The following is a 24,611-nucleotide window of genomic DNA, read 5'->3' on the forward strand; positions in this document are numbered from 1 at the left end:
CTCGCCCCAAGGTGAGGACGAGCCATGACGCCCTACGACTTCAAAGATCCTGATGTGCGCCGCCGGCGGTTCCGCCCGATCCCGGTGCGCATGCTGGTGCCCAACGTCATCACGCTGCTGGCGATCTGCGCCGGCCTGACCTCGATCCGGCTCTCGATCGAGGGGCGGATGTCGCTCGCGGTCTACGCCATCGTGTTTGCGGCGGCACTCGACGGCATCGACGGCCGCATCGCGCGCATGATCAAGGGGCAGTCCAAGTTCGGCGCCGAGCTCGACAGCCTCGCCGACTTCGTCAATTTCGGCGTGGCGCCCGGCCTGATGCTGTATTTCTGGCAGCTGCACGAACTCGGCAATGCCGGCTGGATCGCCGCCATGGTGTTCGCGATCTCCGGTGGCCTCCGCCTAGCGCGCTTCAATGCCACCATGGACGATCCCAACAAGCCGGCCTTCGCCGCCAATTTCTTCACCGGCGTGCCGGCGCCGGCGGGCGCGATCACGGTGCTGCTGCCGATCTATGTCGCGTTCCTCGATCTCGGCCGGCTGCCTGCGGCGGTGACGGCTGCCTATACGCTGCTGATCGCCTTCCTGATGGTGTCGCGCCTGCCGGTGTTCTCCGGCAAGACCAAGCGCATGCGCGTGCCGCCCGAACTGGTGCTGCCCGCGTTCGTCGCGGTGATCGTCTTCATCGCGATCCTGATCGCCTATCCCTGGCACGTGCTGTCGATCGGCACGGTGCTGTATCTGCTCGCTTTGCCGCTCGGCTACAAATCCTATCGCGACCAGGCGCGCGCGATGGAAGCCACGGCGCCGGCGGGAGGCGAGGTCTCGTCGCCGCCGTCGGCACCGACGCTGGCAAACCTGTCGGAGCCGCCGCGCGACGACGACCGGCCTGACCGGCTGCACTGAGCCACTTAAGCAGCAAGACTTGGATATCTGCCATGAGGTGCCCTGAGTTGGGTTGAGGCCCGATCTCGGCTATATCGCCTGGTGACGGCGGCACCGCGCCAACAGCGGCCGCCAATCTGGGAGAGAACGCCGTGACGAATATCGCGACCGGGCCGCTGCCCGCTTCCGTCCTCGAAGCGCTGGGCCGCTATGACACGCCGACGATCTGCAATGCCATGGAGATCGTGGCGCCCGAGCGCCGGCTGATCGGCTACACCACCAAGCCGCTGGTCTGCCCATTTCCCGATCTGCCGCCGATCGTCGGCTATGCCCGCACGGTCGCGATCCGCTCGGTGCTGAAAAACTCGCTACCGGCGGAAGAGCAGTCCAAGCGCCGCATCGACTATTACGAATATGTCGGTACCGGCCACGGTCCGCGCATCTCGGTGATCCAGGATATCGACGGTCCCGACGTCGGCTACGGCGCGTTCTGGGGCGAGGTGCAGAGCAACGTGCACAAGGCGCTCGGCTGCCTCGGCGTCATCACCGACGGTTCGATCCGCGACATCCCGCAATGGGCGCCGGGCTTCCAGGCACTGGCCGGCTCGATCGGCCCGTCGCATGCATGGGTGCATGCCGAGAGCTTTGGCGGCGAGGTGCGCGTTGCCGGCATGACCGTGAAGTCGGACGATCTGATCCACGCCGATCTGCACGGCGCCATCGTGATCCCGCACGACATCGCAGCAAAGTTGCCCGAGGCAGCCGAGCTCTGCGGCCGCCGCGAGACGCCGATCCTCGAGATCGCCCGCAGCCCCGACTTCTCGTTGGAGAAGTTGAAAGCTGCGCTGAAGCGTTCGGCGGAGATTCACTAACGGCGGGACCGGAACGATCTACGGTTGCGACGCCGCTCGCAGGCTGCCCTGTTCCGTCAGGAACAAGGCGGCCTGATCCGGCTCGCCGAGCATCGCGGCAGCGCAGCCGAGGACTTCGCGCGTCCCGCCTTGGGTGACGGTGCGGGGCCGCCGTATGGTTAGCAAAATGTTGAAATCCGTGTCGGCAGTCGGCAAAAGCCGGCGCCTTTCAGCGCGCTGCGGCCGCCAGGCGCGCCGGCTCAACTTAACCTTTACGCGTCTTTAATCGCGGCTCACTAGGGTTTCCGATGCGGTTCGGGGTTGGGCCGCGCCATCGGCCAGGACGGCCGTTGTTGCGTTCGCGTTGGAGTCTCCCATGGACATCATGACGAGCATCGGGCTCGTGGCGGGCATTGTCGTCATCGCGACGATGATGCTGCTGGGCGGCGATCTCCACATGTTCATTTCCGAGCATGCGATGATCATCATCTTCGGCGGCTCGACGGCTGCGACCATGATCCGCTTTCCGCTCTCGACGCTGATCCACGGCCTGCCGCTCGGCGCCAAGTTTGCCTTCACGATGAGCCGTCTGTCAGCGCATGATCTGGTCGACGAACTCGCCCGCATCGCCGAGATCGCCCGCAAGCAGGGGCCGGTGGGTTTGGAAAAGGTCGAGACCGACGAACCGTTCCTCGCCAAGGGCATCCGCTATGTCGCCGACGGCTACGACCTCGATTTCATTCGCGACAATCTCGAGCGCGACCGCGACAATTTCCTGATGCATCTGGACGAAGGCAGCAAGATCTACCGCGCCATCGGCGACTGCGCGCCTGCCTTCGGCATGGTCGGCACGCTGATCGGCATGGTGCAGATGTTCGCCAACATGACCGACCCGTCAAAGCTCGGCCCGTTCATGGCGACCGCGCTGCTCGCCACTCTCTACGGCGCGCTGGTCGCCAACCTGTTCTGTATCCCGATCGCCGACAAGCTGCATGGCAAGCTCCTGGACGAAGAGACCAACCGCACGCTGATCATCGACGGCATCCTGATGATCCGCGATTCCAAGAGCCCGACGCTGGTCCGGGAAATGCTGCTGGCCTATCTGCCCGAGAAGCACCGCCACGCTGAAGGCGAGCCGGTGCCGGCCTGAGGCCGCGCGTCGGGATTTGAGACATGGCCAAGAAGAAGCGCGGCGATTCACACGGAGGCGGTCACGGCTGGTTCGTGACCTTCGCCGACCTGATGGGCCTGATGATGAGCTTCTTCGTGATGCTCGTCGCGTTTTCGACCCAGGATGCCAACAAGCTGAAGGTCGTCGCAGGCTCCATGCGCGACGCCTTTGGTGTCCAGACCGAAGCGCGCTATTCCGGCATTGTCGAATCCGACGGCCTGCCGACCCGCCCACGGCTGAAGAACGTCGATCACATTCAGCCTGAGGATTCCTCCAACACGCCGACGCCGGACCAGGAGGATCGTGACCGCACCTCGGGCGCAAAGATCAAGGTCGACCGGAATTTTGCATTGGCTGCGGCCTCGCTGCGCCAGGCGTTGCAGGACATGCCGGAACTGACCGAGATGTCCAAGCACATCATGTTCGAGGAGACCAAGCAGGGCCTCAACCTCGAGATCGTGGACCAGGACGGCCGCTCGATGTTCGCCGACGGCTCGAAGGTGCCCTATGACCGCACCCGTCGCCTGATCGAGAAGCTCGCTGTCCCGCTCAAGGCGACGCCGCTGCGGGTCTCCATCGCCGGCCACACCGCGGCTGGATTCGTGCCGACCCGCAGCGACTACGGCGCGTTCGACCTGTCGGCCGACCGCGCCAATGCCGTGCGTCAGATTCTCGAACGCGAGGGCTTGCCGGCCGCCCATGTCTTCGCCGTCGCCGGCAAGGCGGACACCCAGCCGCTGTTTCCGGACGATCCCTCGCTCGCTGCCAACCGGCGGGTGACCATCACCCTGATGCGCGAAGACCCGCCGCTACCGCCGAATCTGAAGCCGTAGGGCGCATTCGAGCGAAGCGGGCCCTGTTTCGCGCGAAGAAAGCGCGACAAAACAAGGATGTAGAGCCAATTCCCGTTCAATCGGGAACGGGAAGGCTCTGGGCTCTTGCGCCACCATCTTACCTGAGGCATGTCGTCGCGTGGGCGACGACCGTTGCTGCGCCGTCACAGCATCCGTCCCGGCGCCTGCTATGGTGATGTGCTGATTGACAGGGGCGCCGGAACCGTCAAAAGGCGCCGGATCAATTCTCGGGCAGAAGCGTTCCAGTTTCATATGACGGCGAGCATCACATCGACCGAAGCTCCGGACGGGCCGGTCACCTCTGGTTTCTGGGGCCTGACGCTCGGGAGTATCGGCGTTGTCTTCGGCGACATCGGCACGTCGCCGCTCTATGCATTCCACGAGGCCGTCAGGGGTGCCGCCCATGGCCAGCCGGTCTCGCGGGTCATGGTGCTCGGGGTGCTCTCGCTGATCCTCTGGGCGCTGCTGATCGTCGTCACCGCCAAATACGTGCTGCTGCTGCTGCGCGCCGACAACAACGGGGAGGGCGGCACGCTTTCCCTTATGGCGCTCGGCCAGCGCGCGCTCGGGCGGCGGAGCTGGTTCCTGATGGCGCTCGGCGTGGTCGGCGCCTCCATGTTCATCGGCGATTCCATGATCACGCCGGCGATCTCGGTGTTATCGGCGGTCGAGGGTCTGAAGCTCGCAACGCCCGCCTTCGAGCACTATGTCGTTCCCCTGACCGTCCTCATCCTGGCGCTGCTGTTCGCGGTCCAGAGCAAGGGGACGGCGCTGGTCGCCTCGGCGTTCGGGCCGGTAATGGTCGTCTGGTTCACCGTTCTTGCCGTGTTGGGCGTCGTTCACATCGCCGACGATCCGTCGGTGCTGGCAGCGATCAATCCCTATTACGCGCTGCAATTCCTGCTGTCGCACGGCACGATCGGCCTGGTGACGCTGGGTGCGGTGTTCCTCGCGGTGACCGGCGGCGAGGCGCTTTACGCAGATCTTGGCCATTTCGGCCGCAAGCCGATCCAGTCGGCCTGGATGTTCTTCGTGCTGCCCTCACTCCTGATCAACTATTTCGGGCAGGGTGCTTTGGTGCTGTCAGACCCCAGCGCGATCGAGCACTCTTTTTATCGTATGGTGCCCGAGCACTTCGTGCTGCCGCTGGTCGGGCTTGCGACCGCGGCGACCGTGATCGCGAGCCAGGCGGTGATCACAGGGGCCTATTCGCTGGTCTATCAGGCTGTGCAGCTCGGCCTCCTGCCGCGCTTCGAGGTGCGCTTCACCTCGGAAACTCATGCCGGCCAGATCTATCTGCCGCGTGTCAACCGGCTGCTCCTGATCGGTGTGATGCTGCTGGTGCTGTTGTTCCACACCCCCAGCAATCTGGCTTCGGCCTACGGTATTGCGGTCTCCACCACCATGGTTGCCGACGGCATCATGGGCTTCATCGTGATCTGGAAATTGTGGAACTGGCGCGCCGCGACGGCCGCAGCGGTGATCCTGCCCTTCGTCGTGGTCGACATAAGTTTCTTCAGCGCGAATCTTCTGAAGCTGCTTGAAGGCGCCTGGGTGCCGCTGCTGTTCGGCGCGATCATGGCCGGGACAATCTGGACCTGGCGGCGAGGGTCCGCGATCCTGATCCAGAAAACGCGCCGCATCGAGGTGCCGCTGGACGATTTGATCCGGAGCCTGGAGAAGCGGCCGCCGCACATCGTCAAGGGCACCGCGGTGTTCCTGACCAGCGATCCCTCCTTCGTGCCGACCGCGCTGCTGCACAATCTCAAGCACAACAAGGTGCTGCACGAGCATAACGTGGTCCTGACCATCGAGACCGCGCATACGCCGCGGGTCGATCTGTCGGAGCGTTTCCGGATGGAGAAGATCAGCGACAAGTTCTTCAAGGTCCGCCTGCGCTTCGGCTACATGGAGCAGCCGAACGTGCCCAAGGCGCTCGCGATCGCGCGCAAGCAGGGCTGGCAGTTCGACATCATGTCGACCTCGTTCTTCGTGTCGCGGCGCTCGCTGAAGGCGTCGGCGCAGTCCGGCATGCCGCTTTGGCAGGACCATTTGTTCATCGCGCTGAGCCGGTCCGCCAACGACGCCACCGACTATTTCCAGATTCCCACGGGCCGGGTGGTTGAAGTCGGAACCCAGGTCACCATCTAAGCGGCGATTGGCAGAGACATGCCAAATTGCATACCTAAGCCCCAAAATCGGGCTAGGCTATGCCGGTAGCGCAGGCCTATAAGCCCCGCGCTCCCCGCCGTTGTGCAGTGAAGCATTTTTTAGAGGCCATCAGGCTCTCCCATGACAAGTGATGTAGCGATTTCCGCCCCGGAAACGGCGGCGGCCAATGGGCATGGCGACGCCCACACCACCGCCGGTTTCGGTGCGCTGACACTCGGCAGCATCGGCGTCGTCTATGGCGATATCGGCACCAGCCCGCTCTACGCGTTCCGCGAGGCGGTGATGGCGGCGTCCGGCGCGGAGGGGGTGCCGACGCCGGCGGCCGTGCTCGGCGTGCTCTCCCTGATCCTGTGGGCGCTCATCATCGTGGTGACGCTCAAATACGTCGTGATCCTGCTCCGTGCCGACAACAACGGCGAGGGCGGCACTTTGGCGCTGATGGCGCTGGCCCAGCGCGCAGTCGGCACCCGCGGAACAACCATCGTCCTGCTCGGCATCATTTCCGGCGCCCTGTTCTATGGCGACGCCGTGATCACGCCGGCGCTCTCGGTGCTGTCGGCGATCGAGGGCATGAAGGACATCACCCTGCACTTCGAGCCCTACATCGTGCCGCTGACCGTGATCATCCTGGTCGGTCTGTTTGCTGTGCAATCCCGCGGCACCGCTCGCGTCGCCGCCTTCTTCGGCCCGATCATGTGCGTCTGGTTCGCTGTGATCGCGATCGCGGCGATCCACCCGATCATCCAGCAGCCGCAGGTGCTGTTGGCGCTGAACCCGCTCTACGCGGTGTCGTTCATGCTCCACCACGGCATCATCGGCTTCGTGACGCTGGGCGCGGTGTTCCTGGCAGTCACGGGCGCGGAGGCGCTCTATGCCGACCTCGGCCATTTCGGCAAGCGGCCGATCCAGACCGCCTGGCTGTTCATCGTGCTGCCGTCGCTGGCGCTGAACTATCTGGGGCAGGGTGCGCTCGTGCTCGGCGATCCCGGGGCGATCGTCAGCCCGTTCTTCCAGCTCTTTCCGCAAGGTTTTTTCCGCGGCTGCATGGTCGTGCTGGCGACCGCCGCAACTGTCATCGCGAGCCAGGCGGTCATCACCGGTGCCTATTCGCTGACGCGTCAGGCGATCCAGCTCGGTCTGTTGCCGCGCTTTGAAATTCGCCATACGTCTGAAGCCCATTCCGGCCAGATCTTCATCCCGCGCATCAACCAGCTCCTGCTGGTCGCGGTGGTCCTGCTGGTGCTCTTGTTCCGCTCCTCCAGCGCGCTGGCCTCGGCCTACGGCATCTCCGTCACCGGGACCATGGTCGTCACGGCGATGATGGGCTTCGTGGTGATCTGGAAGGTATGGCGGTGGTCGCCGTTCACGGCTGCCGCCCTGATCGCGCCGTTCCTGTTTCTCGACCTCACCTTCCTGGCCGCCAATCTGCTCAAGGTGTTCGAGGGCGGCTGGGTGCCGCTGGCGCTCGGCGCGCTCATGATCATCCTGATGTACACGTGGCGGCGCGGCAGCCGGCTGCTGTTCGAGAAGTCGCGCAAGCTCGAATTCCCGCTCGCCGACCTCGTGGCGATGCTGGAGAAGCGGCCGCCGCAGCGCGTGCCCGGCACCGCCGTGTTCCTGACCAGCGATCCCCTCAGCGCGCCCACGGCGCTGATGCATAGTCTGAAGCACTACAAGGTGCTGCACGAGAAGAACGTCATTCTCACCATCGAGACCGCGCAGACCCCGCGCATCGATCCGGCCGAGCGGGTGAAGCTGGAGCAGATCTCGCCGACCTTCTCCAAGGTGACGCTGAAGTTCGGCTTCATGGAATCGCCCAATGTGCCGAAGGCGCTGGCGATCGCCCGCAAGCTCGGCTGGCAGTTCGACATCATGTCGACCTCTTTCTTCCTGTCGCGGCGGGCGCTCAAGCCGGCCGCCCATTCCGGCATGCCGCGCTGGCAGGACCGGCTGTTCATCTCGCTCAGCCGTTCCGCCAACGACGCCACCGACTATTTCCAGATCCCCTCCGGCCGCGTTGTCGAGGTCGGCACCCAGGTCACCATCTGAAGCGACGATCTGATCCTCCATTTGAAGGTCGCGCTTCAAGTCGCTGCGATTTAGCTTTAACTTGCGCAAGGCAGCTCAAGCCTTTGTAGCGCTTGATTTTCACCGGCCGAGAGGCGAGGTTGCCGGCCGCCGGGATCGCCCCGGCAGCGGCCCGCGACGTTGGAGGATGATGTGGCAAATCAAGTACAGGATCTGACCCCGGACGAGGTCTCCAAGGGTGTCGCGGAGGGCCGCTATCTCCTCGTCGACGTGCGCGAGCCGAACGAGGTCGAGGCCGAAGCCTATCCTTTCGGCGTGGTCGTGCCGCTCTCGACCTTCGATCCCAAGGCGATCCCCGATCCCGAGGATAAGGAGGTCGTGTTCGCCTGCCGTTCGGGCAAGCGTTCGGTGACGGCCTCGCTGGCGGCGCAGGCGGCAGGGCTGCCGTACGACAAGCATCTGGCCGGCGGCATGCTCGGCTGGAAGGCGGCGGGTCTTCCCAGCAAGGTCGGCGGCTGACCCCGCCGATGTCCAAGAGCTCGTCCCTCAACAAGGTCTTCGCGGACCTTCCGGTCACCATCTTCGAGGCGATGTCGCAGGCCGCGCGCGACAACGCCGCGATCAATCTCGGCCAGGGCTTCCCTGATGATCCCGGCCCCGAGGACATCCGCCGCGCCGCGGCCGAGGCTTCGCTGAACGGCTACAACCAGTACCCGTCGATGATGGGCCTGCCGGAGCTGCGCCAGGCGATCGCGACCCATTACGGCCACTGGCACGGCCTCGAGCTCGATCCGATGAGCGAGGTGATGGTGACCTCCGGCGGCACCGAGGCCCTGACTTCGGCCATCCTCGCCGTCGTCCAGCCCGGTGACGAGGTGGTGTGCTTCCAGCCGGTGTACGATTCCTACCTGCCGATCATCCGCCAGGCCGGCGGCATTCCGCGCCTGGTCCGGCTCGAGCCGCCGCATTGGCGGCTGAATGAGGACATGCTGAAAAGCGTCTTCAATTCAAAGACCAAGGCGGTGCTCTTCAACAACCCCCTGAATCCGTCCGCAGTGGTGTTTCCGCGCGAGGACCTCGAGCTGCTGGCGCGCTACTGCCAGGAGTTCGACGTCATCGCGATCTGCGACGAGGTCTGGGAGCACGTCACTTTCGACGAGCACAAGCACATCCCGCTGATCACCATCCCCGGCATGCGCGACCGCACCATCAAGGTCGGCTCTGCCGGCAAGATCTTCTCGCTGACGGGCTGGAAGATCGGCTTCGTCTGCGCCGCGCCGCCGCTGCTGCGCGTTGCCGCCAAGGTGCACCAGTTCCTGACCTTCACCACCGCGCCGAACCTCCAGGCCGCCGTCGCTTACGGGCTCGGCAAGCCGGACGAGTATTTCCTGTCGATGCGCAAGGACCTGGCGCGGAGCAGGGACCGCCTCGCCAAGGGACTGGAGAGCCTCGGCTTCCCGGTGCTGAAGTCGCAGGGCACCTACTTCCTCACCGTCGACCTGTCCCCGCTCGGGCTGAACGAGAGCGACACCGAGTTCTGCTGGCGGATCGTGAAGGACTACAAGGTCGCGGCAATTCCGGTGTCGGCCTTCTACGAGCAGGACCCTGTGACCTCGGTGGTGCGCTTCTGCTTTGCCAAGAAGGACGAGACGCTCGACACCGCGCTGGAGCGGCTGTCGGACGCGGTGCGCGGGCGCAAGAGGTAGGAGAGATGACGAACGTCAGCCGCTTTGGTTTTGGCCTCGCGATCGCCGCCGCGCTGACGTTGCTCTCCGCCCCCGCAGGGGCCGAGGAGCGGGTCGTCAACTTCTACAATTGGTCGAACTACGTGGCGCCCGACGTTCTCGAGGCCTTCACCAAGGAGACCGGCATCAAGGTGGTCTACGACACTTTTGATGCCAACGAGACCCTGGAGACGCGCCTGATGGCCGGCAAATCCGGCTATGACGTCGTGGTGCCCACCGCCTATTTCCTCCAGCGCCAGATCAAGGCCAACATCTTCCAGAAGCTCGACAAGTCGGAGCTCCCGAACCTGGCCAATGCCTGGCCGGTGGTGACCGAACGTCTCGCGATCTACGATCCCGGCAATGTCTACGCTGCCAATTACATGTGGGGCACGACGGGCATCGGCTACAACGTCGCAAAACTGAAGCAGATTCTCGGAGCGGATGCGAAGATCGACAGCTGGGACATCGTGTTCAAGCCGGAGAACCTTGCCAAGTTCAAGGATTGCGGCGTGCACATGTTAGACTCCGCCGACGACATCTTTCCAGCGGCGTTGAACTATCTCGGGCTCGATCCGAACTCGACCAAGCAGGCCGACCTCGAAAAGGCCGCCGATGTCGTCGCCAAGGTGCGGCCCTCCGTGCGCAAGTTTCATTCGTCCGAATATTTAAGCGCGCTCGCCACCGGCGAGATCTGCTTCGTGGTCGGCTGGTCCGGCGACATCATGCAGGCCCGCGCCCGCGCTGCCGAAGCCAAAAGCGGCATCGAGATCGGCTACGCCATCCCGAAGGAGGGCGCGCAGATGTTCTTCGACAATCTCGCGATCCCCGCGGACGCCAGGAACGTTAGGGAGGCCTACGAGCTGATCAACTATCTCTACCGTCCGGACGTGGCCGCCAAGAATACAGACTTCCTGTCCTACGCCAACGGCAACCTCGCCAGCCAGAAGCTGGTCGACCCGAAGATCCTGAACGACAGGAACATCTATCCGGACGAGGCGACGCTCGCAAAGCTGTTCGTGATCACGGCGCGTGATCCGGCGACCCAGCGGGTTATCAATCGGCTCTGGACCAGGGTGAAGACGGGAAGGTGAGACGCCGCGGTCGTGCTGGGATTAACCCGGCAAGTCATTTTCTGCAAAACAACCCCATCACAGTAGAATCGCGACTGGCGCGCCGCTGGCAGTGCCCAAGCCGTAGTGCGGCTTGGCTTAATCGACGCGCCGGCGCAATGACCCGAAGCAGCGCGCGTGCGGGCGCGAAATGAAGCGCGATGGAGGCCGAACGCGCGTGACGTCACAGGCTCCGGTCATTTGCCTCGTCGGCAAAACAGCGGCAAATTGCATCGTGGCCATCGGGCTTAGATAAGTGACGCGCTGGACGCGTAGCCGTCAGGTCGATCAATCGTTCGCAGCAACTTCTTGAATTTCTTGCCACTGGAACACAAGCACGGATCATAAACCTTCGTGTTCGCGGCAAGCTCGACCGCACTGCTGTCTCGGCGAAGCCCAGGGGTCATGCGCCGCTGTTTGCGCATACGCAAACCCCCGTCCAACGAAGGAGAAGTTTGTGCAAAGGAGCTTGCGTGCTCCGACGTCAATACCGAATTACCGTCTCATGGCCCCCACCGGATCGTTGAAAAAGCTCAACCTAGGCTAGACGGCGCCTGGCCGAGGTGAAACAGTACGACCTTTCAATCGTGGGATGAATTTAACGTCGGGAGTTTGGGGGCTGCTTTGTTTAAGTGTGCATTTGTGCTGTCATCCGTTTTCTTGTCCGTGTTGTGTGGGGCTTGTACCCGAGCCGAGCTCGTGAACAAGGCCGATGCTTACGACGCGGCCATCTGGGACTCCAACAATAGGCAAATCCTGTTGAATGCCGTTCGTGCGAGCCAGCGCGCGCCTATGTCGTTCGTGGGGCTCGGCGATGTCTCCGCCAGTCCGGTGTTCTCAGGCAGCACCAACGGTACTTTCAATTTAAGCCCGAGTGCCCTCACAGGCTACTCTTTGAATCCTACCGTGTCCTATGGAGGAGGGTTCACGTCGTTCCAGATGAACAATCTGAACCATGTGCAGTTTGCGAGCACGATGCATCAGCCATTGAGCCGCAAGATCGTTGATTACTTCAATTCAGAGAAGTGGCCCGAAGAAGTCGTTCAGCGCATCCTTTTTCAGCGGGTTGAATTGACACCTGCAGAATATACCAAGGCTCGCAGCATGAAGGACCTCAAATGCCGCGAGTCCGATCCGCGCACCATGGAAATATGCCGTCAAATTGCGGAAGATGAATATCTACAGGACCATTCCGAATTCAATTGTCCGCCGCCCCGCCTCTCGAAGGGACGCTACGAATTTGTCAACTCGGCACGTGAATTCTGCTCGATGAACCAGTTTCAGATTTTGCTGAGAACATACCGACTGTTGGGTTATGAATTCAAATCCACCTACATGCGGTCGGCAGAAGGCATTCTATATTTCTTGGGCGAACTCATCGCTGCGCAGAACTACTCGGCACAAGGTTATGAGCCGAAGGTCCTTCTCGGAGGCCCGGACGGACACCATCATCTGGTGAACTTGTTTGTCGTCAGGCGCGGCAACCCCGGACCACCGGTCGCGGCCGTACAAGTCAATTTCAACGGTGAAGACTTTTTCATACCGCGACCGCAGCTCGGCGCTCTTGATGAAGACCGATCGCTTCAGGTGCTTGATCTCGCCGCGACGGCGATCGTCTTGGCCACCCTCAAGGAAGACTTGCCGAAATCGAGCAATATCAACTTGGTCTCGGCACGGTAATCCAGCGCGCACTACGGTTCATTCGCTCTGATTGTCGCATAAATGAAACTTGCGACATCTAACCTGTCTTCGGAGGCGACATGTCTGAAATCGATAGAGCCCGCGACCGCAGATTAGAAGTCGTGCGCACTGCCGCCAAACGCTGGCAAGCCCGCACACAGAGCCGAACGTCCGATGCCGCTACGATCGCGCGTTCGGGGCCGGGCACGGCGGACAGTCCGATGCGGCAGGCGAGGTTTGCCGTACGGCAAGACCTTCTGGCGCATGCCGCCAATCTCCGCGAACGAGGCCGACTTCCAATCTTCATCGAGCGAAAAATTGGTCCGACACTCGACTTGATTTCAATGGCACCGAGCGAGGCGGCCCGCAAGGTTGGGCGACCCGTCGCTCGCATCGTCAGCTCTGTCGATCCAAGGGTCCAACCGGAGGGGTTTGCGTCGGGGTTCCTGGTCTCGCCGAGGCTGCTTTTGACGAACTGTCACGTGTTTCCAGATGCAGCCTCGTCTCACGGTACTGGCGCCAATTTCTTGCACGAGTTCGACGAGCATGGTCTCAAGGTGGGTGTGACGTTTGCGATCGATGCCAGCAGCTTCTTTGTCTGTGACAATCATCTTGATTTTGCCTTGGTCGGGGTTAGCCCCATCGCGAATACGGGTGAGCCGATCGAGAGCCTCGGAGCAATCCCGCTCTCGGAGGCAACGTCCAAAGTCCTCAAGGGCTACCCCATTGAGGTGATCCAGTATCCTGACGGCGGTGGCAAGCAATATGCCATCATGAACAACCGGCTGCTCGACGTTCTCGATGAAGGCTTCCTACATTACGAGACCGATACTTTGGAGGGATCATCAGGATCGCCGGCCTTCAGTGAGGCGTGGGAACTGGTTGCCCTTCACCACGCCGGGATACCTGAAATGCGGGGCGATGACATCGTCGCAACCGATGGCTCCGTCTGGACCGAAGATATGGGTGAAGACAAGGTTCATTGGGTCGCCAACGAGGGTATCCGCATCAGCTCAATCGTCCAGGCGTTGGGCAAGGTCAAATTGACCGATGCCAAACAGGCGAAAATCCTAAGCGATCTGCTCGCGGGCACGACGGACCCCGCCGATGATGTCAGTCAAATGCTGAGGGGAGCCGCTCCTACCAGTGTCTTTGCGGCAAGCTCTGGCGGCTCGGAAAACAACCAATTACTAACCCAAAGAGTGGCATTTGAGGAGAGAAGCATGTCCGGTACAAACATGAATTTTAGTGGCCCTGTCACCATCCATGTTTATGCGGAGCAAACGGCTCCGCCACAGCCGGGTGCGGAGTCCGCTGTCGCCGCCCTCGAAAAGACGTTGCGGTTCGATCCGAACTATGAGGATCGCGAGGGTTATCAAGAAGCATTCTTGGGTACTGACGTGGTCGTACCCGTTCCAGGAATCGTGGCCGCGCGGTCTGGCGAGATGTACAAGGAAAATGGTGAAATCCTAATTCTCAAATATCACCACTATAGCCTTGCGATGAATAAAGCTCGTAGGCTCCAGATGTGGTCGGCCGCAAATGTGGACTACAATCCCGATCTTCGAAAACAAAATGGTCGGGCATTTTTCGGAACCGACCGCTGGGTCGCCGATCCGCGGATACCCAACAAATTCCAAATTGCCGATCCAGATTTCTATAAGCCTGCCGGGCAGATCGATCGTGGACATATCGTTCGCCGCGAGGATAGCGCCTGGGGCGAAACCGCAAAAGAACTCGAGTTCTCGAACTCGGACACCTTTCATTGGACGAATTGCACGCCACAGCACCAGGCTTTCAATCGTGAGTCCCCCGGGTCGGCGTACGGCGGCATCAAGGGCCTGTGGGGCGGCTTCGAGGCCTATATTCAAAAGAGCCTGCAGCACGATGATACGAGGGCTTGCATCATCGCTGGGCCGATCCTCGCCGCCGATGATCCAACGGCGGACTTCGGCTCAGGACCGATCGCTTACCCTGTTCTGTTCTGGAAGGTTGTGGCGGTGGCCGCCAAGGACGCTGGAAGCCGATCGCGGCTCTTAACCTACGGCTTCCTTCTTAGTCAGAAGAACGTGGTCGACGATTTCGGCATCGAGTTTGCCCCCGGTCAGTATGCTCGGTATCAGCGGCCACTTGCCGAAATTGCCGAGCTTGCAGGTGTCACTTTTGATGAAAGACTTCTGGCCGCCGATGCCAAGGCACAAGCCGGAGCCTGATTGCGACCGACTGCGCGGCTGCGGCCCGGCACGACCTGGCTCAACGTCTCGCCGCCGATGAAGAACGCGCAAGTCCGATCTGTATCGCAGCCTGGGGTCGCGTCGTTCAGGCCGAAGTCGGCGCGGAACTGCCGGAGCGGTGAGTTCTCCGTCATCCGGGATGGTGCGTCAGCACCAGACCCGGAATCTCGAGATTCCGGGTTCGATGCTTTCGCATCGTCCCGGAAAGACGATCGAGCGCCTACCGCCACCTTCGGTGCAGCCACAGCCACTGCTCGGGATGCTCGCGCACCCAGCCTTCCACCACGCTCGTGATCGCCTGGGTCGTGCCCTGGATGTCGATCTTGCCGTCGGCGTCGCGCACCGGCTGGACCTCTTCGGTGATCTCGGCGGTGAAGCGGCCGCCGGGCAGGCGGATGACGCGGACGCCGTGGATCGGGCATTCGACCTGGCGCAACAGGCGCGCCAGCATTGGATTGGCGCGGGTCTTGCGGCCGAAGAAGGTGACCTCGACGCCGCCGGTCAGATATTGGTCGATCAGCATCGCGACGTGCTTGCCGTCTTTGAGCGCCTGCGCGAGCCGCAGCGGCGCGTCGCGCCCCGCGGGGATCAGTGTGCCCATGTTGACCTGGCGCATCTCCTGGATGATGCGGTCGGCGGAGGCGATGTTCGGGCGGCGGTAGAGGATCGCCGCATCGAGCCCGTGTGCGACGGCGGCGAGCGCCGGCAATTCCCAATTGGCCAGATGCGCGGCGAAGATCAGCGCCGGCTTGCCGTCGTCGCGGATGCGGTCGAACAGCTCGATGCTGCGGTCGGGCAGTTCGATCCGGCTGTTGTCGGGATGATCGCGGTCATAATCCCAGACGTGGTCCATGTGGGCGAATTCGGCGCCGACGCGGCCGAGATTGTCCCAGACGCCCATCAGGATGGATTCGATTTCCTCGGGCGACTTGTCCGGAAAGGCGGCGGTGAGATTGGCGCGGCCGATGCGGTGCTCGCGAAGGCGCGGCCCGATCAGCCTGGTGGCGCGTGCGAAAAAGTCCGAGGTCTTGGCCGGATCGAAGTAACGCGTGGTGCGCAACATGCCGACGGTGGCAGCCCCGATCAGGCCTCCACCGATCGATTTGGCCGTCTGCCGCGCGCGCGCCTTCGTCCTCGCAGGAAGCAGCGCCATGCGTCCGGTCAGGCCGGTTCGCGGGTCAGGATCAGCGAGGCGTTCTGGCCGCCGAAGCCGAACGAGTTCGACATCACCGCGGTGACGCGGGCATCGCGTGCCTTGTTGCCGACGACGTCGAACAGGATCGTGGGATCCGGATTGTCGTAGTTGATCGTCGGCGGGATGCGCTGATGCTCCAGCGTGAGCAGCGAGAAGATCGCCTCGACCGCGCCGGCGGCCGAGATGGTGTGGCCGACCATCGACTTGTTGGAGGTAACCGGAATCTTCGACACGAGTTCGCCGAACACGGCCGATGTCGTATTGTATTCCATCTTGTCGTTCTCGGGCGTCGCGGTGCCGTGCGCGTTGATGTGGTCGATCTGGTCCGGCGTCATGCTGGCATCGGCCAGCGTCTTGTTCATGCAGCCGATGATCGGCTTGCCGTCGGGCGACGAGCGGGTGCGATGGAAGGAATCGGTGAGCTCGCCGCAGCCGGCGATCACGCCGAGGATTTTTGCGCCGCGCGCGGCGGCGGCTTCATAGCTTTCGAGCACCAGCGCACCTGCGCCTTCGGCCATGACAAAACCGTCGCGGTTCTTGGAGAAGGGACGGGAGGCCGCCTGCGGCGGGTCATTCTGGGTCGACAGCGCCGAGAGCAGCGAGAAGCGCACGAGCGCCTCCGGATTCACGGTGCCGTCGGTCGCCACGCACAGCGCGGCATCGGTTTCGCCGCGGCGGATCGCCTCGACGCCGAGTTGGATCGAGGTCGCGCCCGAAGCGCAGGCCGTCGACAACGAGATCGGCGAGCCCTTGGTGCCGAAGGTCTCGGCGAGGTAGGCCGCGACCGAACCGAACATGAAGCGGTGGTGATAGGCGCTGTACTTGCCGCCGCCGGAGATGCGCAGCAGATCGTCGTAGTTGAAGTCGAGCTTACCGACGGCGCGGCCGAGCTCGCGGCGCTGCGGCCATTCGACTTCGACAGGTGCGACCGCAAGGAAGAGAGGACCCGGGAAATCCGCCTTGGCGCCGATGCCGGCCTGGTCCAGCGCCTCCTGCGTCACCAGTTCGGCCATCCGCTCGGACAGGGCGGTGGAGGAGAACGGATCGACGCTGACGAAATCCACCGTGCCGGCCATCGTGGTTTTCAGGCCGTCGACCGGAAAGCGCGTGATGGTGCGGATGCCGGATTCGCCGGCGACGAGCTTCGCCCAATTGTCGGTCTTGCCGTTGCCGAGCGAGGTCATGATGCCCATGCCGGTGACGACGACGACGGGACGCCCGAGTTTGTCGCGTGGTGCAGTCATGTCGATCCCCGCTTGAGCTGGAGCAAGATCCGAAAAAGCGTGACGCGGTTTTTCGAGAAGATCATGCCCAAACAATAACCTGCCAAAGCGCAACGCGCTTTAGCTTACTGCCTCGACCAGCGCCATGCCTTCGCCGCGCCAGTGTCCGGCCCCCACCACCACAATCTGGGTGGGCGCTCCCTGCATTTCAATCTCGGTGCCCGTGGAATCGTTCGGCGGAAACAGGGCGCCGCGCGAGATCGACAGCGCGGCGAGCGCGATGCCGAGCGGGAATTGCGTCTCCATGGTGTGGCCGAACATCGTGCCGGTCGAGCGCACCGGGAACTCGGCGTGGCCCTTCAGGAAGCCGCGCTCTTCTGATGTCGCCGGCTCAGCGCCGGTCGCACCCGATATGATCGCGCCCTTGCCGTCGCGCTTCGGCAACTTTGCCCAAAGCTTCTCCAGCGTCGCGGTCATGTCGCCGGGGGTCTTGCGCCGGGCAAGGTCGGCAACGACGCTCGACAGCTTTGCGAATGGCTTTGCGCCGCGCGCTTCCGCATGCGCCTTCGATTCCAACACCAGAAACGCGCCAGCGGAGCCGAGCGCGAAGCCGGCGTGGTCCTTGCGCGCCCACACGGGGGCGAACTTGTCCTTCAGATTGAAGTCGCCGAATTCGTAGAGGACCATCAGGTCCTTGCGCTCGCCATTGTGCGAGCCGCCGATCAACGCGATGTCGCTCTCGCCGGAGGCGATGCGCGACAATGCAATGCGGGCGGCATCGGCGCCGGCAACCTCTTCACCCATGAAGGTGCGCGAGGTGCCGCCAATGCCATGCACGATGGCGATATTGCCGGCGAGCAGGTTGGAGAGCTGGGCCAAGAACAGCGTCGGCCTGAGATCGCTCATCAGCCGCTCGTTGAGGAAGCCGGGCGCGTTGGCGCCCTTGGCCTCGGCCGTGAGCACGCCGGTGTCGACGTTGAGATCGCGCTCGCCGCCGCCGGCGGCGACCACCATGTCGATCTTCGACAGGATGTCCTTGTTGCCCTTGATCCCGGCGGAGTCGAGCGCAAGCCCGGCCGCATAGGTGCCGATGCGCTGCCAGGCTTCCATCTGGCGCTGGTCGCCCTTCTTCGGAATCTGGCTGTCGAAGGTAACAGGCATCAGGGGGTGCACGATGTAGGGCGCAAACCCCTTCTCGTCGACATTGATACGCTTCTCCTGAAGCGCGGCCCAGTTGGCGTCCAGGCCCTCGCCGAGCGAGGTGGCCAGGCCAATGCCGGTGATCCAGACTTCCGTCTGGGCGGGCTTCGAAGCAGTCTCGGTCATGGCGATACGGCCTGTTGCGGAAAGCCGACGCGTTTGGCGACCGCGTCCATGTGGGCGCGCATATCCGCATGGGGAAAGGGAATCTGCGTGAAGGTCAGCGTCGAATTCGCGCGCAGCTTGCCGCCGACCTTGATCTTGGCTTCGGTCACGGCGTAGCCCGAGCCCTGATGGGCCAGGCTCGCCTCGATGCTCATGAGATCGCCGGGGAAGACCGAGCCGCGGACCTTGGCCTCCTTGACGGCAGCCAGGATCGGCATGCGCTCGAATTTGAGCACGCCAAGCTGAAGCCAGCCCGAGGCCTGCGCCATCGATTCGATCAGGAGCACGCCGGGCATCAGGGGATAGCCCGGGAAGTGCCCCTCGAAGATGGTGCTTTCCATCGGGACCTGAGCCTCGACGACAATCGTCTTCGCGTCGACGTTGAGGTCGACGACGCGATCTATCATGTGAAAGTATTCGAGTTGCATGACCGCGCGCTTAGGCGCTCGCGCCCTTGGCCGCAACCAGTTCGTCGATGCGGGCACACAGGTTTTTCAGCACGAAGTACTGCTCGGTGGTCGCTTTGCCGTCGTTGACCTCCTGGGTCCACTTCTCCAGCGGCAGCTTGATACCGAACTGCTTGTCGATCGCGAACGCGATGTCCAGGAAATCGAGGCTGTCGATGCCGAGGTCATCGATGGCATGGCTATCCGGCGTGATCGTGTCGCGCGGGATGTCGCAGGTTTCAGCGATGATCGTAGCGACCTGATCGAATGTGGAGGACATCACTAAGCCTTTGATATTTTGCAGATATTTGTCAGATTGTCCAGAGTGGAACGGTGGGTGGGCATCGCGCCCCGATGACGCCCTCAACCCCCCTCTGGCCGGGTCGAAAGCCCGTATATCGGAGCGCCGCCCTGAGTTCAATGGAGCCGGCGGGTGTGGGGACAGGGCAGGGATGCCCGGCTGAGCCGTTTCCGCCGAAGTACCGCCGGCGGCCTCGCCAGACGTCTTGCTCGCCAGACGCCTTGCCTAGATGTGCGGCGTCGTGATCTTCACGCAGTCGCGGCGGCCCATCAGCACGCAATCCTGGGTCCGACGCAGGTCGGCGATGCTCACCGCGAGCCATATCCCGATCGCGGTCAGTGCGATGGTGAAGGCCAGCGCCGCGATGTTGGCGAGCATGCGATGGCGGAAATCGTCCGGTTCAGTGCGGGGCTGCTCGTAGCGCGACAGGTCGAGCGGCTCGGGCGCGACGCGCAATTGCTGCACGCTACCGTTGCCGCGGTAGCCCGTCGGGGAAGGCGAGGTGCGCGGCCTGAACTGGAGCACCCGGTGCTCGTCATCCGAGCTTATGGGCCGCTGGGTTGTCATGGTGCAGAGATCACTCCGAAGCAGCGATTTTTAGATAGCATACGTGGTGAACGCGTTGCAGAAAATCTTCTCAACGCGCACGTGCATTGCGCGTCCGCACTATCCTGCAGGGCTGCGAACGAAGGATCGTGGAACCGTGGTCGTTCCGGCATGCAGAGGGTGCGATGCAATAATCCCCACCGAACCGAATGCATTTGCCGGCGCGATGCCCATGGCATAGTCCAGGGAACCTGACCACGCAGTTGCAACCATGTTAAAGGCCTTTCGACCATGACCAATACGCGCGAACCGAGAGTGCATCCGGTGTCGATCCTGTCGCTGCGGCCGACGCAGATGACGGTCGGAATGCGCGAGGTCAAGGAGAAGCGCAAGCGCTGGCGCGAGCACGACAAGAAGAAGCAGGCCGATCTGCTCGGCAAGCATATGATCCCCGTCGTGCACGGCCCCGACGAGCGCTATTACGTGATCGACCATCATCATCTCGGTCGCGCGCTGCACGACGAGGGCGTCAAGGAGGTGCTGGTCACCATCGTCGGCGACCTCAGGATGGTCGAGCGCGAAGCTTTCTGGGGCGTCATGGACAACAAGCGCTGGGTTTACCCCTACGACGCCAAGGGTGAACGGCGACCGTTCCGCGATTTGCCCAAATCCGTCGTCGATCTCAAGGATGATCCCTTCCGGAGCCTTGCCGGCGAGCTGCGCCGCATGGGCGGCTTCGCCAAGGACACCACGCCGTTCTCCGAATTCCTGTGGGCCGATTATCTGCGCCGAAAGCTGTCGCGCAAGGCTGTGGATGCCAATTTCGACAAGGCACTCGAGAAGGCGATGTCCTCAGCCAAGAGCAAGGATGCGATCTATCTGCCCGGCTGGTGTGGGCCAGCGGAGGATGATTAGACCCAACGCTCGCAGCAGTACGGCATGCAGCTGCGCAAACCTGATCTGATCACAGCCTCTTGAGCGAAACCATCTTCCGTCCGCGCGAAGCCGTGCTGAAACAAAACCGTGCCATCTGTTGGGATTGTCGAGCTCTCATAGGAGGCCGAAATGCGCCGTCTGGTTTTCGCCGTTGCCCTGCTCGTGGTCGCTTCAGCCGGGATATCGGCATCGTTCGCGGCAGTTCACCATGCCAAGACATTGACGTTTTCAGAGCGCTTTGCCCCGGCGCTCGAGTTGATGGCGAACCGCTAGGACAGATTCACGCCGGTTCAACCAGCAGCGTCGCGATCGATTTTGCGCAGCCGCACAAAGGCGGCCCAGGCCCGCGGATAATCCTTGTCCGTGGGATCGATCGTAAGAAGCGCGCGGCATGCTTCCTTGATCTCCTCAGGCGAAGGACGCTTGGCCGGAACGCCGGATGATTTGGCGTCCTCCCATCGACCCTCGATATCTTTCGCGAAAGCCATGGCCTCGGCGCTCGTCCGCTTCTGGGTCGATTTCGCCAGCGGATGGTCCGACGGGAAATTCGGCCATGCATTCGGCGGCTGGTCGACACGCCACGTCAGTTCATCTGCTTGTCGTGCCTCCACGCCCGAACTCGAATGCTGGGCTGCTGGCGCCCATCCTGCCCCTGCGGAGCCTGCCGAACCCGATGAGCCGGCCGATCTCCGCGCGACCGCCGAACCTGGCGCGACCGCCGCTGTCTGTCCGGCCAGCTGGCCAAGCTGTTGTTCCATCGTTCCGCCGCTGGACTTGGGGATGATTTTTTCGACGGTCTTGATCATCGACAGCGCGCCTGGCGATATCAGCGTGTTCTGGTCGGCAATTTTGTCGTCGGCCGCGTCTGGGCAGGGCCTGTAAGCAGAGCGCTGCGACGTCATCCGGCCGTCGTCGTCGATACGGGCAAAATCGATCGCGACAGTGTAAACGAACGCGGCCTCGACATACTGCCTCTCCTTATCCATCGCCTTTACGGAGCCGCATACGTATCTTGCTTTGTCTGCATCGATCGTTCGCAGGCCGTTGAAGTGAGCTGAATTCGGCGCAATGAGGACGCGCAAGACGGCAGCCCGCGCCTTGCCATGCTCCGATTCGAACATGCTCCATATCTCGTTCGCGTTGATGATCTCCGGCTGATAGTTCCAGGCGTATCCGGCCGCGAAGAATGCCGTGCCGATACAGGTCGCGACAACAAATGCCCGCACGTTCATGAGAAGCCCCCAACAGGCACGACTCATCCACGTCTCCGGTGACGGAAACTACGTAAGTTGTGCCAAAGCGTTTGTGCTAGTTGAGGGTGAGATTCTTAATAAAACGTATGCGATTGCGAAAACACAGAGTTCCCGTCAAACGGGAACTCATCCGCTGCATTTGTCGGCGACCCGGTCCTTACCGCGTTCGCGGCAGTCGGTCATTTCTTCGGCAGCCGTCCCATCAGATAGAATTCGTCATTCGGCCGCATACCGGTGAAATTCGCCAACCGGTTCGACAGTGCGAAGAAGGCTGAGATTGCGGCGATGTCCCAGATGTCGTCGTCGCTGAAGCCATGCGGCGCGAGCGCGGTGAAATCATCCTCGGAAATCCGCTGCGCATCGGCCGAGACCTTCATCGCGAAGTCGAGCATCGCCTTTTGCCGCGGCGTGATGTCGGCCTTGCGGTAGTTCGTGGCGATCTGGTCCGCGATCAGCGGGTTCTTGGCGCGGATACGCAGGATCGCGCCATGCGCGATCACGCAATACTGGCACTGATTGGCCGCCGAGGTCGCGACCACGATCATCTCGCGTTCGGCTTTGGTGAGGCCGCCGTCCTTCTCCATCAGCGCGTCATGGTAGGCGAAGAAGGCGCGGAACTCGTCCGGGCGGTAGGCCAGCGTCAAGAACACGTTCGGCACGAAGCCGCTCTTCTCCTGCACGCCGAGGAGACGCGTGCGGATGTCGTCAGGGAGCGCATCGAGGGCGGGAGCGGGGAAGCGTTGCGCGGGCTTTGTCATGGGCATGGATTCCGGCTTGGGGCCGGCAACCATAGTCGATGCCGGTGCCATGCTCAACGTGACGCCGGGCTGGCAATGCCGGAGCTGGAAAACGAGTGTTGCTTTACCGCAGCGGCTTCTTCAGCAGCGAGAAGCGGTCCGGATCCAACCCCATCGACGGTTGCAGCATCGGGGCTTCGACGTTGGAGAGCGTCTTCGCGGGCGGCGCCGAGAACAACGGATCGTTCGGCACGTCGCGCTGCGAGGTGGCACCGCGCCAGCGCTCGAGCACGGCGCCGACGAAATGCATGTCGTGACCGGAGGTGACGGACGGCACGCTGCTGATGGTGGCTTCGCCGCGCGGCAATTGATGCGGCGGTACCTCCTTGAAGCGCAGCCGCGTCGGCAGTGCGACACCTTCGCCGAACGCCAGCACTTCGCGGGTACCGAGCGAGGGCACGAACGAAAGCAGGTTCGCGGCTGCATCCGACACCGCGGCGCGCAGCAGCGCCTGGTCGCGCTCGTTGGCAAGACGCATCGTGAACAGCGTGTTGCACTGGGAAATGATGGTGGCGTCGAGCTCGGCCGGACGCTGGGTGATGAGGCCGAGATAGACGCCGTATTTGCGGCCTTCCTTGGCGATGCGCGACACCGCCTTGCGGGTCGGCCCGAAGCCGACATTGCGATCGGCGGAGGCGTAGCGGTGAGCCTCTTCGCAGACGAACAGCATCGGCGAAACGCCGTCGCTCCACAGGCCGAAGTCGAAGGCCATGCGGCAGAGCACCGAGACGACGGAATCGATGACCTCGGCCGGGAAGCCGGCGAGCTGCATCACCGTCATCGGCTTGCCGTTGGCCGGCAGGCGGAACAGATGACTGATCACCTCGGCCATGGTGTCACCGCCGACATTGGCGTTGTCGAACATGAAGGCGTAGCGAGGGTCGTTGCGGACCGCCTCGATGCGGGAGATCAGCTTGTGATAGATGATGCGCGAGGAGCGGTTCTCGAGCTTGCCCATGCGCTCGTCGATCAGCGACATCAGATCGACCAGGCGATAGGGCACCGGCGTATCGACGGTGTAGCCGATCTGCTTGGGATCGATGCGCTTCAAGCCGATGCGGTCGGCGTTCTGGTATTGGGTGTAGACGCCCTTGGCGAGCGGAATGACTTCTGCGAGGACGTCGAGCTCTTCAGGCACGCCGGCGCGGCCGCCGAACAGCACGTCGACGATTTCCTCGAAATTGAACAGCCAGAACGGCAGTTTCAGATTGCGCGGGTTGAGCACCAGCGCGCGGTCGCCGAAGCAGCGGCCATATTCGTTGTGCACATCGAGCAGGAAGATGCGCAGGTTCGGGCGTGCCTTGAGGATCTCGTTGAGCAACAGCGACACGCCGGTGGATTTGCCGACACCGGTCGATCCCAGCACCGCAAAGTGCTTGGAGAGCATTTCCTCGATGTCGACATAGGCGACGACGGAGCTGTCCTGCTGGAGGAAGCCGACATTGATGTGGTCGGAACCGGTGGGCGCGTAGATCGTGCGCAGCTCCTGGCTCGTGATCAGATCGACCGAATCGCCGATGGTCGGATAGTTGGTGACGCCGCGCTGGAATTTGGCCTTGCCGGTCGCGTTGAGGATTTCGCCCAGCAGGTCGACCGAGGCGATGGCGATCAAATTGTCGTTGCTCGAGAGGTTCTCGCAGGACACCTCGGTGATCATGGCGACGATGACCGAGCTGGCGCAGCGGATGCTGACGAAGCGGCCGACAGTGGCCCGAACTTCCGAGACCGGCATCCGGCTTTCAGCCAGCAGCCCGACCCGGGCGAGCGACCCGCGAACTGAAATCACGCGTCCAAAGGATGTCACAATGAATGAACCTGGCAAGAGCAACGGGTTGCCC

General features: G+C 62.7%; 23 protein-coding genes. 13 read left to right on the forward strand and 10 right to left on the reverse strand.

The window, feature by feature from the left end:
- The first annotated feature begins 24 nt into the window (after positions 1-24).
- Both FXB41_RS16960 and FXB41_RS16965 read left to right on the forward strand, forming a co-directional pair.
- The gene (locus FXB41_RS16960; RefSeq protein ID WP_007592503.1) at positions 25-906 is read left to right on the forward strand and encodes a CDP-alcohol phosphatidyltransferase family protein; all 882 of its coding nucleotides are present in this window, start codon (positions 25-27) and stop codon (positions 904-906) included.
- Positions 907-1,037: 131 nt separating this feature from the next.
- Entirely contained in the window at positions 1,038-1,757 is a 720-nt protein-coding gene (locus FXB41_RS16965; RefSeq protein ID WP_007592501.1) for an RraA family protein, read from the forward strand.
- A gap of 18 nt (positions 1,758-1,775) precedes the next feature.
- Here the strand turns inward: FXB41_RS16965 and FXB41_RS16970 are convergent, their stop codons facing one another.
- Complete coding sequence (locus FXB41_RS16970) at positions 1,776-1,952, reverse strand: hypothetical protein (protein ID WP_219682557.1); 177 nt, start codon at positions 1,950-1,952, stop codon at positions 1,776-1,778.
- 160 nt (positions 1,953-2,112) lie between these two features.
- Between FXB41_RS16970 and FXB41_RS16975 the strand changes: the two genes are divergently transcribed.
- From FXB41_RS16975 to FXB41_RS17015, 9 genes are all read left to right on the forward strand, one after another.
- Positions 2,113-2,886 carry a motility protein A gene (locus FXB41_RS16975; RefSeq protein WP_007592499.1) on the forward strand — a complete coding sequence of 258 codons (774 nt, stop codon included), beginning with the start codon at positions 2,113-2,115 and terminating at the stop codon, positions 2,884-2,886.
- 23 nt (positions 2,887-2,909) lie between these two features.
- Positions 2,910-3,740, forward strand: a complete 831-nt coding sequence (locus FXB41_RS16980) for an OmpA/MotB family protein (protein WP_007592497.1) — start codon at positions 2,910-2,912, stop codon at positions 3,738-3,740.
- 273 nt (positions 3,741-4,013) lie between these two features.
- Positions 4,014-5,912 carry a potassium transporter Kup gene (locus tag FXB41_RS16985; RefSeq protein WP_007592495.1) on the forward strand — a complete coding sequence of 633 codons (1,899 nt, stop codon included), beginning with the start codon at positions 4,014-4,016 and terminating at the stop codon, positions 5,910-5,912.
- A 141-nt stretch (positions 5,913-6,053) separates the two neighbouring features.
- Complete coding sequence (locus tag FXB41_RS16990; RefSeq protein ID WP_007592493.1) at positions 6,054-7,982, forward strand: potassium transporter Kup; 1,929 nt, start codon at positions 6,054-6,056, stop codon at positions 7,980-7,982.
- 171 nt (positions 7,983-8,153) lie between these two features.
- Positions 8,154-8,480 (forward strand): rhodanese-like domain-containing protein, encoded by a 327-nt coding sequence (locus tag FXB41_RS16995; RefSeq protein ID WP_219682558.1) that lies wholly within the window; start codon positions 8,154-8,156, stop codon positions 8,478-8,480.
- Between the two features lie 8 nt (positions 8,481-8,488).
- On the forward strand, positions 8,489-9,667 hold the full coding sequence (locus FXB41_RS17000) for an aminotransferase (RefSeq protein ID WP_007592485.1): 1,179 nt from the start codon (positions 8,489-8,491) through the stop codon (positions 9,665-9,667).
- A gap of 5 nt (positions 9,668-9,672) precedes the next feature.
- The gene (locus tag FXB41_RS17005; protein WP_219682559.1) at positions 9,673-10,779 is read left to right on the forward strand and encodes a polyamine ABC transporter substrate-binding protein; all 1,107 of its coding nucleotides are present in this window, start codon (positions 9,673-9,675) and stop codon (positions 10,777-10,779) included.
- A 717-nt stretch (positions 10,780-11,496) separates the two neighbouring features.
- On the forward strand, positions 11,497-12,477 hold the full coding sequence (locus FXB41_RS17010) for a hypothetical protein (protein WP_219682560.1): 981 nt from the start codon (positions 11,497-11,499) through the stop codon (positions 12,475-12,477).
- 80 nt (positions 12,478-12,557) lie between these two features.
- Positions 12,558-14,690: a DNA/RNA non-specific endonuclease gene (locus FXB41_RS17015; protein ID WP_219682561.1), complete on the forward strand. Its 2,133-nt coding sequence runs from the start codon at positions 12,558-12,560 to the stop codon at positions 14,688-14,690.
- 241 nt (positions 14,691-14,931) lie between these two features.
- On the opposite strand, the gene FXB41_RS17020 is transcribed toward FXB41_RS17015, so the two are convergent.
- The 6 genes from FXB41_RS17020 to FXB41_RS17045 all read right to left on the reverse strand — a co-directional run bounded on the left by FXB41_RS17020 (position 14,932) and on the right by FXB41_RS17045 (position 19,808).
- On the reverse strand, positions 14,932-15,864 hold the full coding sequence (locus tag FXB41_RS17020; protein WP_219682562.1) for a lipid A biosynthesis lauroyl acyltransferase: 933 nt from the start codon (positions 15,862-15,864) through the stop codon (positions 14,932-14,934).
- A gap of 8 nt (positions 15,865-15,872) precedes the next feature.
- Positions 15,873-17,150: a beta-ketoacyl-ACP synthase gene (locus FXB41_RS17025; RefSeq protein WP_219682563.1), complete on the reverse strand. Its 1,278-nt coding sequence runs from the start codon at positions 17,148-17,150 to the stop codon at positions 15,873-15,875.
- A 99-nt stretch (positions 17,151-17,249) separates the two neighbouring features.
- Complete coding sequence (locus FXB41_RS17030) at positions 17,250-18,455, reverse strand: beta-ketoacyl-ACP synthase (protein WP_219682564.1); 1,206 nt, start codon at positions 18,453-18,455, stop codon at positions 17,250-17,252.
- On the reverse strand, positions 18,452-18,922 hold the full coding sequence (locus FXB41_RS17035) for a 3-hydroxyacyl-ACP dehydratase FabZ family protein (RefSeq protein WP_007608856.1): 471 nt from the start codon (positions 18,920-18,922) through the stop codon (positions 18,452-18,454). Before FXB41_RS17035 ends, FXB41_RS17030 begins: the two co-directional genes overlap by 4 nt.
- A 10-nt stretch (positions 18,923-18,932) precedes the next feature.
- The gene (locus tag FXB41_RS17040; RefSeq protein ID WP_007592476.1) at positions 18,933-19,220 is read right to left on the reverse strand and encodes an acyl carrier protein; all 288 of its coding nucleotides are present in this window, start codon (positions 19,218-19,220) and stop codon (positions 18,933-18,935) included.
- Between the two features lie 246 nt (positions 19,221-19,466).
- Entirely contained in the window at positions 19,467-19,808 is a 342-nt protein-coding gene (locus FXB41_RS17045; RefSeq protein ID WP_007592473.1) for a hypothetical protein, read from the reverse strand.
- A 270-nt stretch (positions 19,809-20,078) separates the two neighbouring features.
- Between FXB41_RS17045 and FXB41_RS17050 the strand changes: the two genes are divergently transcribed.
- Both FXB41_RS17050 and FXB41_RS17055 read left to right on the forward strand, forming a co-directional pair.
- Positions 20,079-20,702, forward strand: a complete 624-nt coding sequence (locus FXB41_RS17050) for a ParB-like protein (RefSeq protein ID WP_211399711.1) — start codon at positions 20,079-20,081, stop codon at positions 20,700-20,702.
- A 150-nt stretch (positions 20,703-20,852) separates the two neighbouring features.
- A complete protein-coding gene (locus FXB41_RS17055; protein ID WP_007592467.1) occupies positions 20,853-20,996 on the forward strand; it encodes a hypothetical protein in 144 nt (47 codons plus the stop codon).
- 17 nt (positions 20,997-21,013) lie between these two features.
- Here the strand turns inward: FXB41_RS17055 and FXB41_RS17060 are convergent, their stop codons facing one another.
- The 3 genes from FXB41_RS17060 to FXB41_RS17070 all read right to left on the reverse strand — a co-directional run bounded on the left by FXB41_RS17060 (position 21,014) and on the right by FXB41_RS17070 (position 24,577).
- Complete coding sequence (locus FXB41_RS17060) at positions 21,014-21,955, reverse strand: hypothetical protein (RefSeq protein ID WP_219682565.1); 942 nt, start codon at positions 21,953-21,955, stop codon at positions 21,014-21,016.
- 200 nt (positions 21,956-22,155) lie between these two features.
- A complete protein-coding gene (locus tag FXB41_RS17065; RefSeq protein WP_219682566.1) occupies positions 22,156-22,734 on the reverse strand; it encodes a peroxidase-related enzyme in 579 nt (192 codons plus the stop codon).
- A gap of 103 nt (positions 22,735-22,837) precedes the next feature.
- Positions 22,838-24,577, reverse strand: a complete 1,740-nt coding sequence (locus FXB41_RS17070) for an ATP-binding protein (protein ID WP_219682567.1) — start codon at positions 24,575-24,577, stop codon at positions 22,838-22,840.
- Between the last annotated feature and the right edge of the window lie 34 nt (positions 24,578-24,611).

This window comes from Bradyrhizobium canariense (genome assembly GCF_019402665.1).
Lineage (GTDB): Bacteria > Pseudomonadota > Alphaproteobacteria > Rhizobiales > Xanthobacteraceae > Bradyrhizobium > Bradyrhizobium canariense.

Coding starts and splice junctions, on each gene's coding strand:
- FXB41_RS16960 (WP_007592503.1), top strand. CDS start 25: ATGACGCCCTACGACTTCAAAGATCCTGATGTGCGCCGCCGGCGGTTC.
- FXB41_RS16975 (WP_007592499.1), top strand. CDS start 2,113: ATGGACATCATGACGAGCATCGGGCTCGTGGCGGGCATTGTCGTCATC.
- FXB41_RS16980 (WP_007592497.1), top strand. CDS start 2,910: ATGGCCAAGAAGAAGCGCGGCGATTCACACGGAGGCGGTCACGGCTGG.
- FXB41_RS16985 (WP_007592495.1), top strand. CDS start 4,014: ATGACGGCGAGCATCACATCGACCGAAGCTCCGGACGGGCCGGTCACC.
- FXB41_RS16990 (WP_007592493.1), top strand. CDS start 6,054: ATGACAAGTGATGTAGCGATTTCCGCCCCGGAAACGGCGGCGGCCAAT.
- FXB41_RS17000 (WP_007592485.1), top strand. CDS start 8,489: ATGTCCAAGAGCTCGTCCCTCAACAAGGTCTTCGCGGACCTTCCGGTC.
- FXB41_RS17005 (WP_219682559.1), top strand. CDS start 9,673: ATGACGAACGTCAGCCGCTTTGGTTTTGGCCTCGCGATCGCCGCCGCG.
- FXB41_RS17015 (WP_219682561.1), top strand. CDS start 12,558: ATGTCTGAAATCGATAGAGCCCGCGACCGCAGATTAGAAGTCGTGCGC.
- FXB41_RS17020 (WP_219682562.1), bottom strand. CDS start 15,864: ATGGCGCTGCTTCCTGCGAGGACGAAGGCGCGCGCGCGGCAGACGGCC.
- FXB41_RS17025 (WP_219682563.1), bottom strand. CDS start 17,150: ATGACTGCACCACGCGACAAACTCGGGCGTCCCGTCGTCGTCGTCACC.
- FXB41_RS17030 (WP_219682564.1), bottom strand. CDS start 18,455: ATGACCGAGACTGCTTCGAAGCCCGCCCAGACGGAAGTCTGGATCACC.
- FXB41_RS17035 (WP_007608856.1), bottom strand. CDS start 18,922: ATGCAACTCGAATACTTTCACATGATAGATCGCGTCGTCGACCTCAAC.
- FXB41_RS17040 (WP_007592476.1), bottom strand. CDS start 19,220: ATGTCCTCCACATTCGATCAGGTCGCTACGATCATCGCTGAAACCTGC.
- FXB41_RS17045 (WP_007592473.1), bottom strand. CDS start 19,808: ATGACAACCCAGCGGCCCATAAGCTCGGATGACGAGCACCGGGTGCTC.
- FXB41_RS17050 (WP_211399711.1), top strand. CDS start 20,079: ATGACCAATACGCGCGAACCGAGAGTGCATCCGGTGTCGATCCTGTCG.
- FXB41_RS17055 (WP_007592467.1), top strand. CDS start 20,853: ATGCGCCGTCTGGTTTTCGCCGTTGCCCTGCTCGTGGTCGCTTCAGCC.
- FXB41_RS17060 (WP_219682565.1), bottom strand. CDS start 21,955: ATGAACGTGCGGGCATTTGTTGTCGCGACCTGTATCGGCACGGCATTC.
- FXB41_RS17065 (WP_219682566.1), bottom strand. CDS start 22,734: ATGACAAAGCCCGCGCAACGCTTCCCCGCTCCCGCCCTCGATGCGCTC.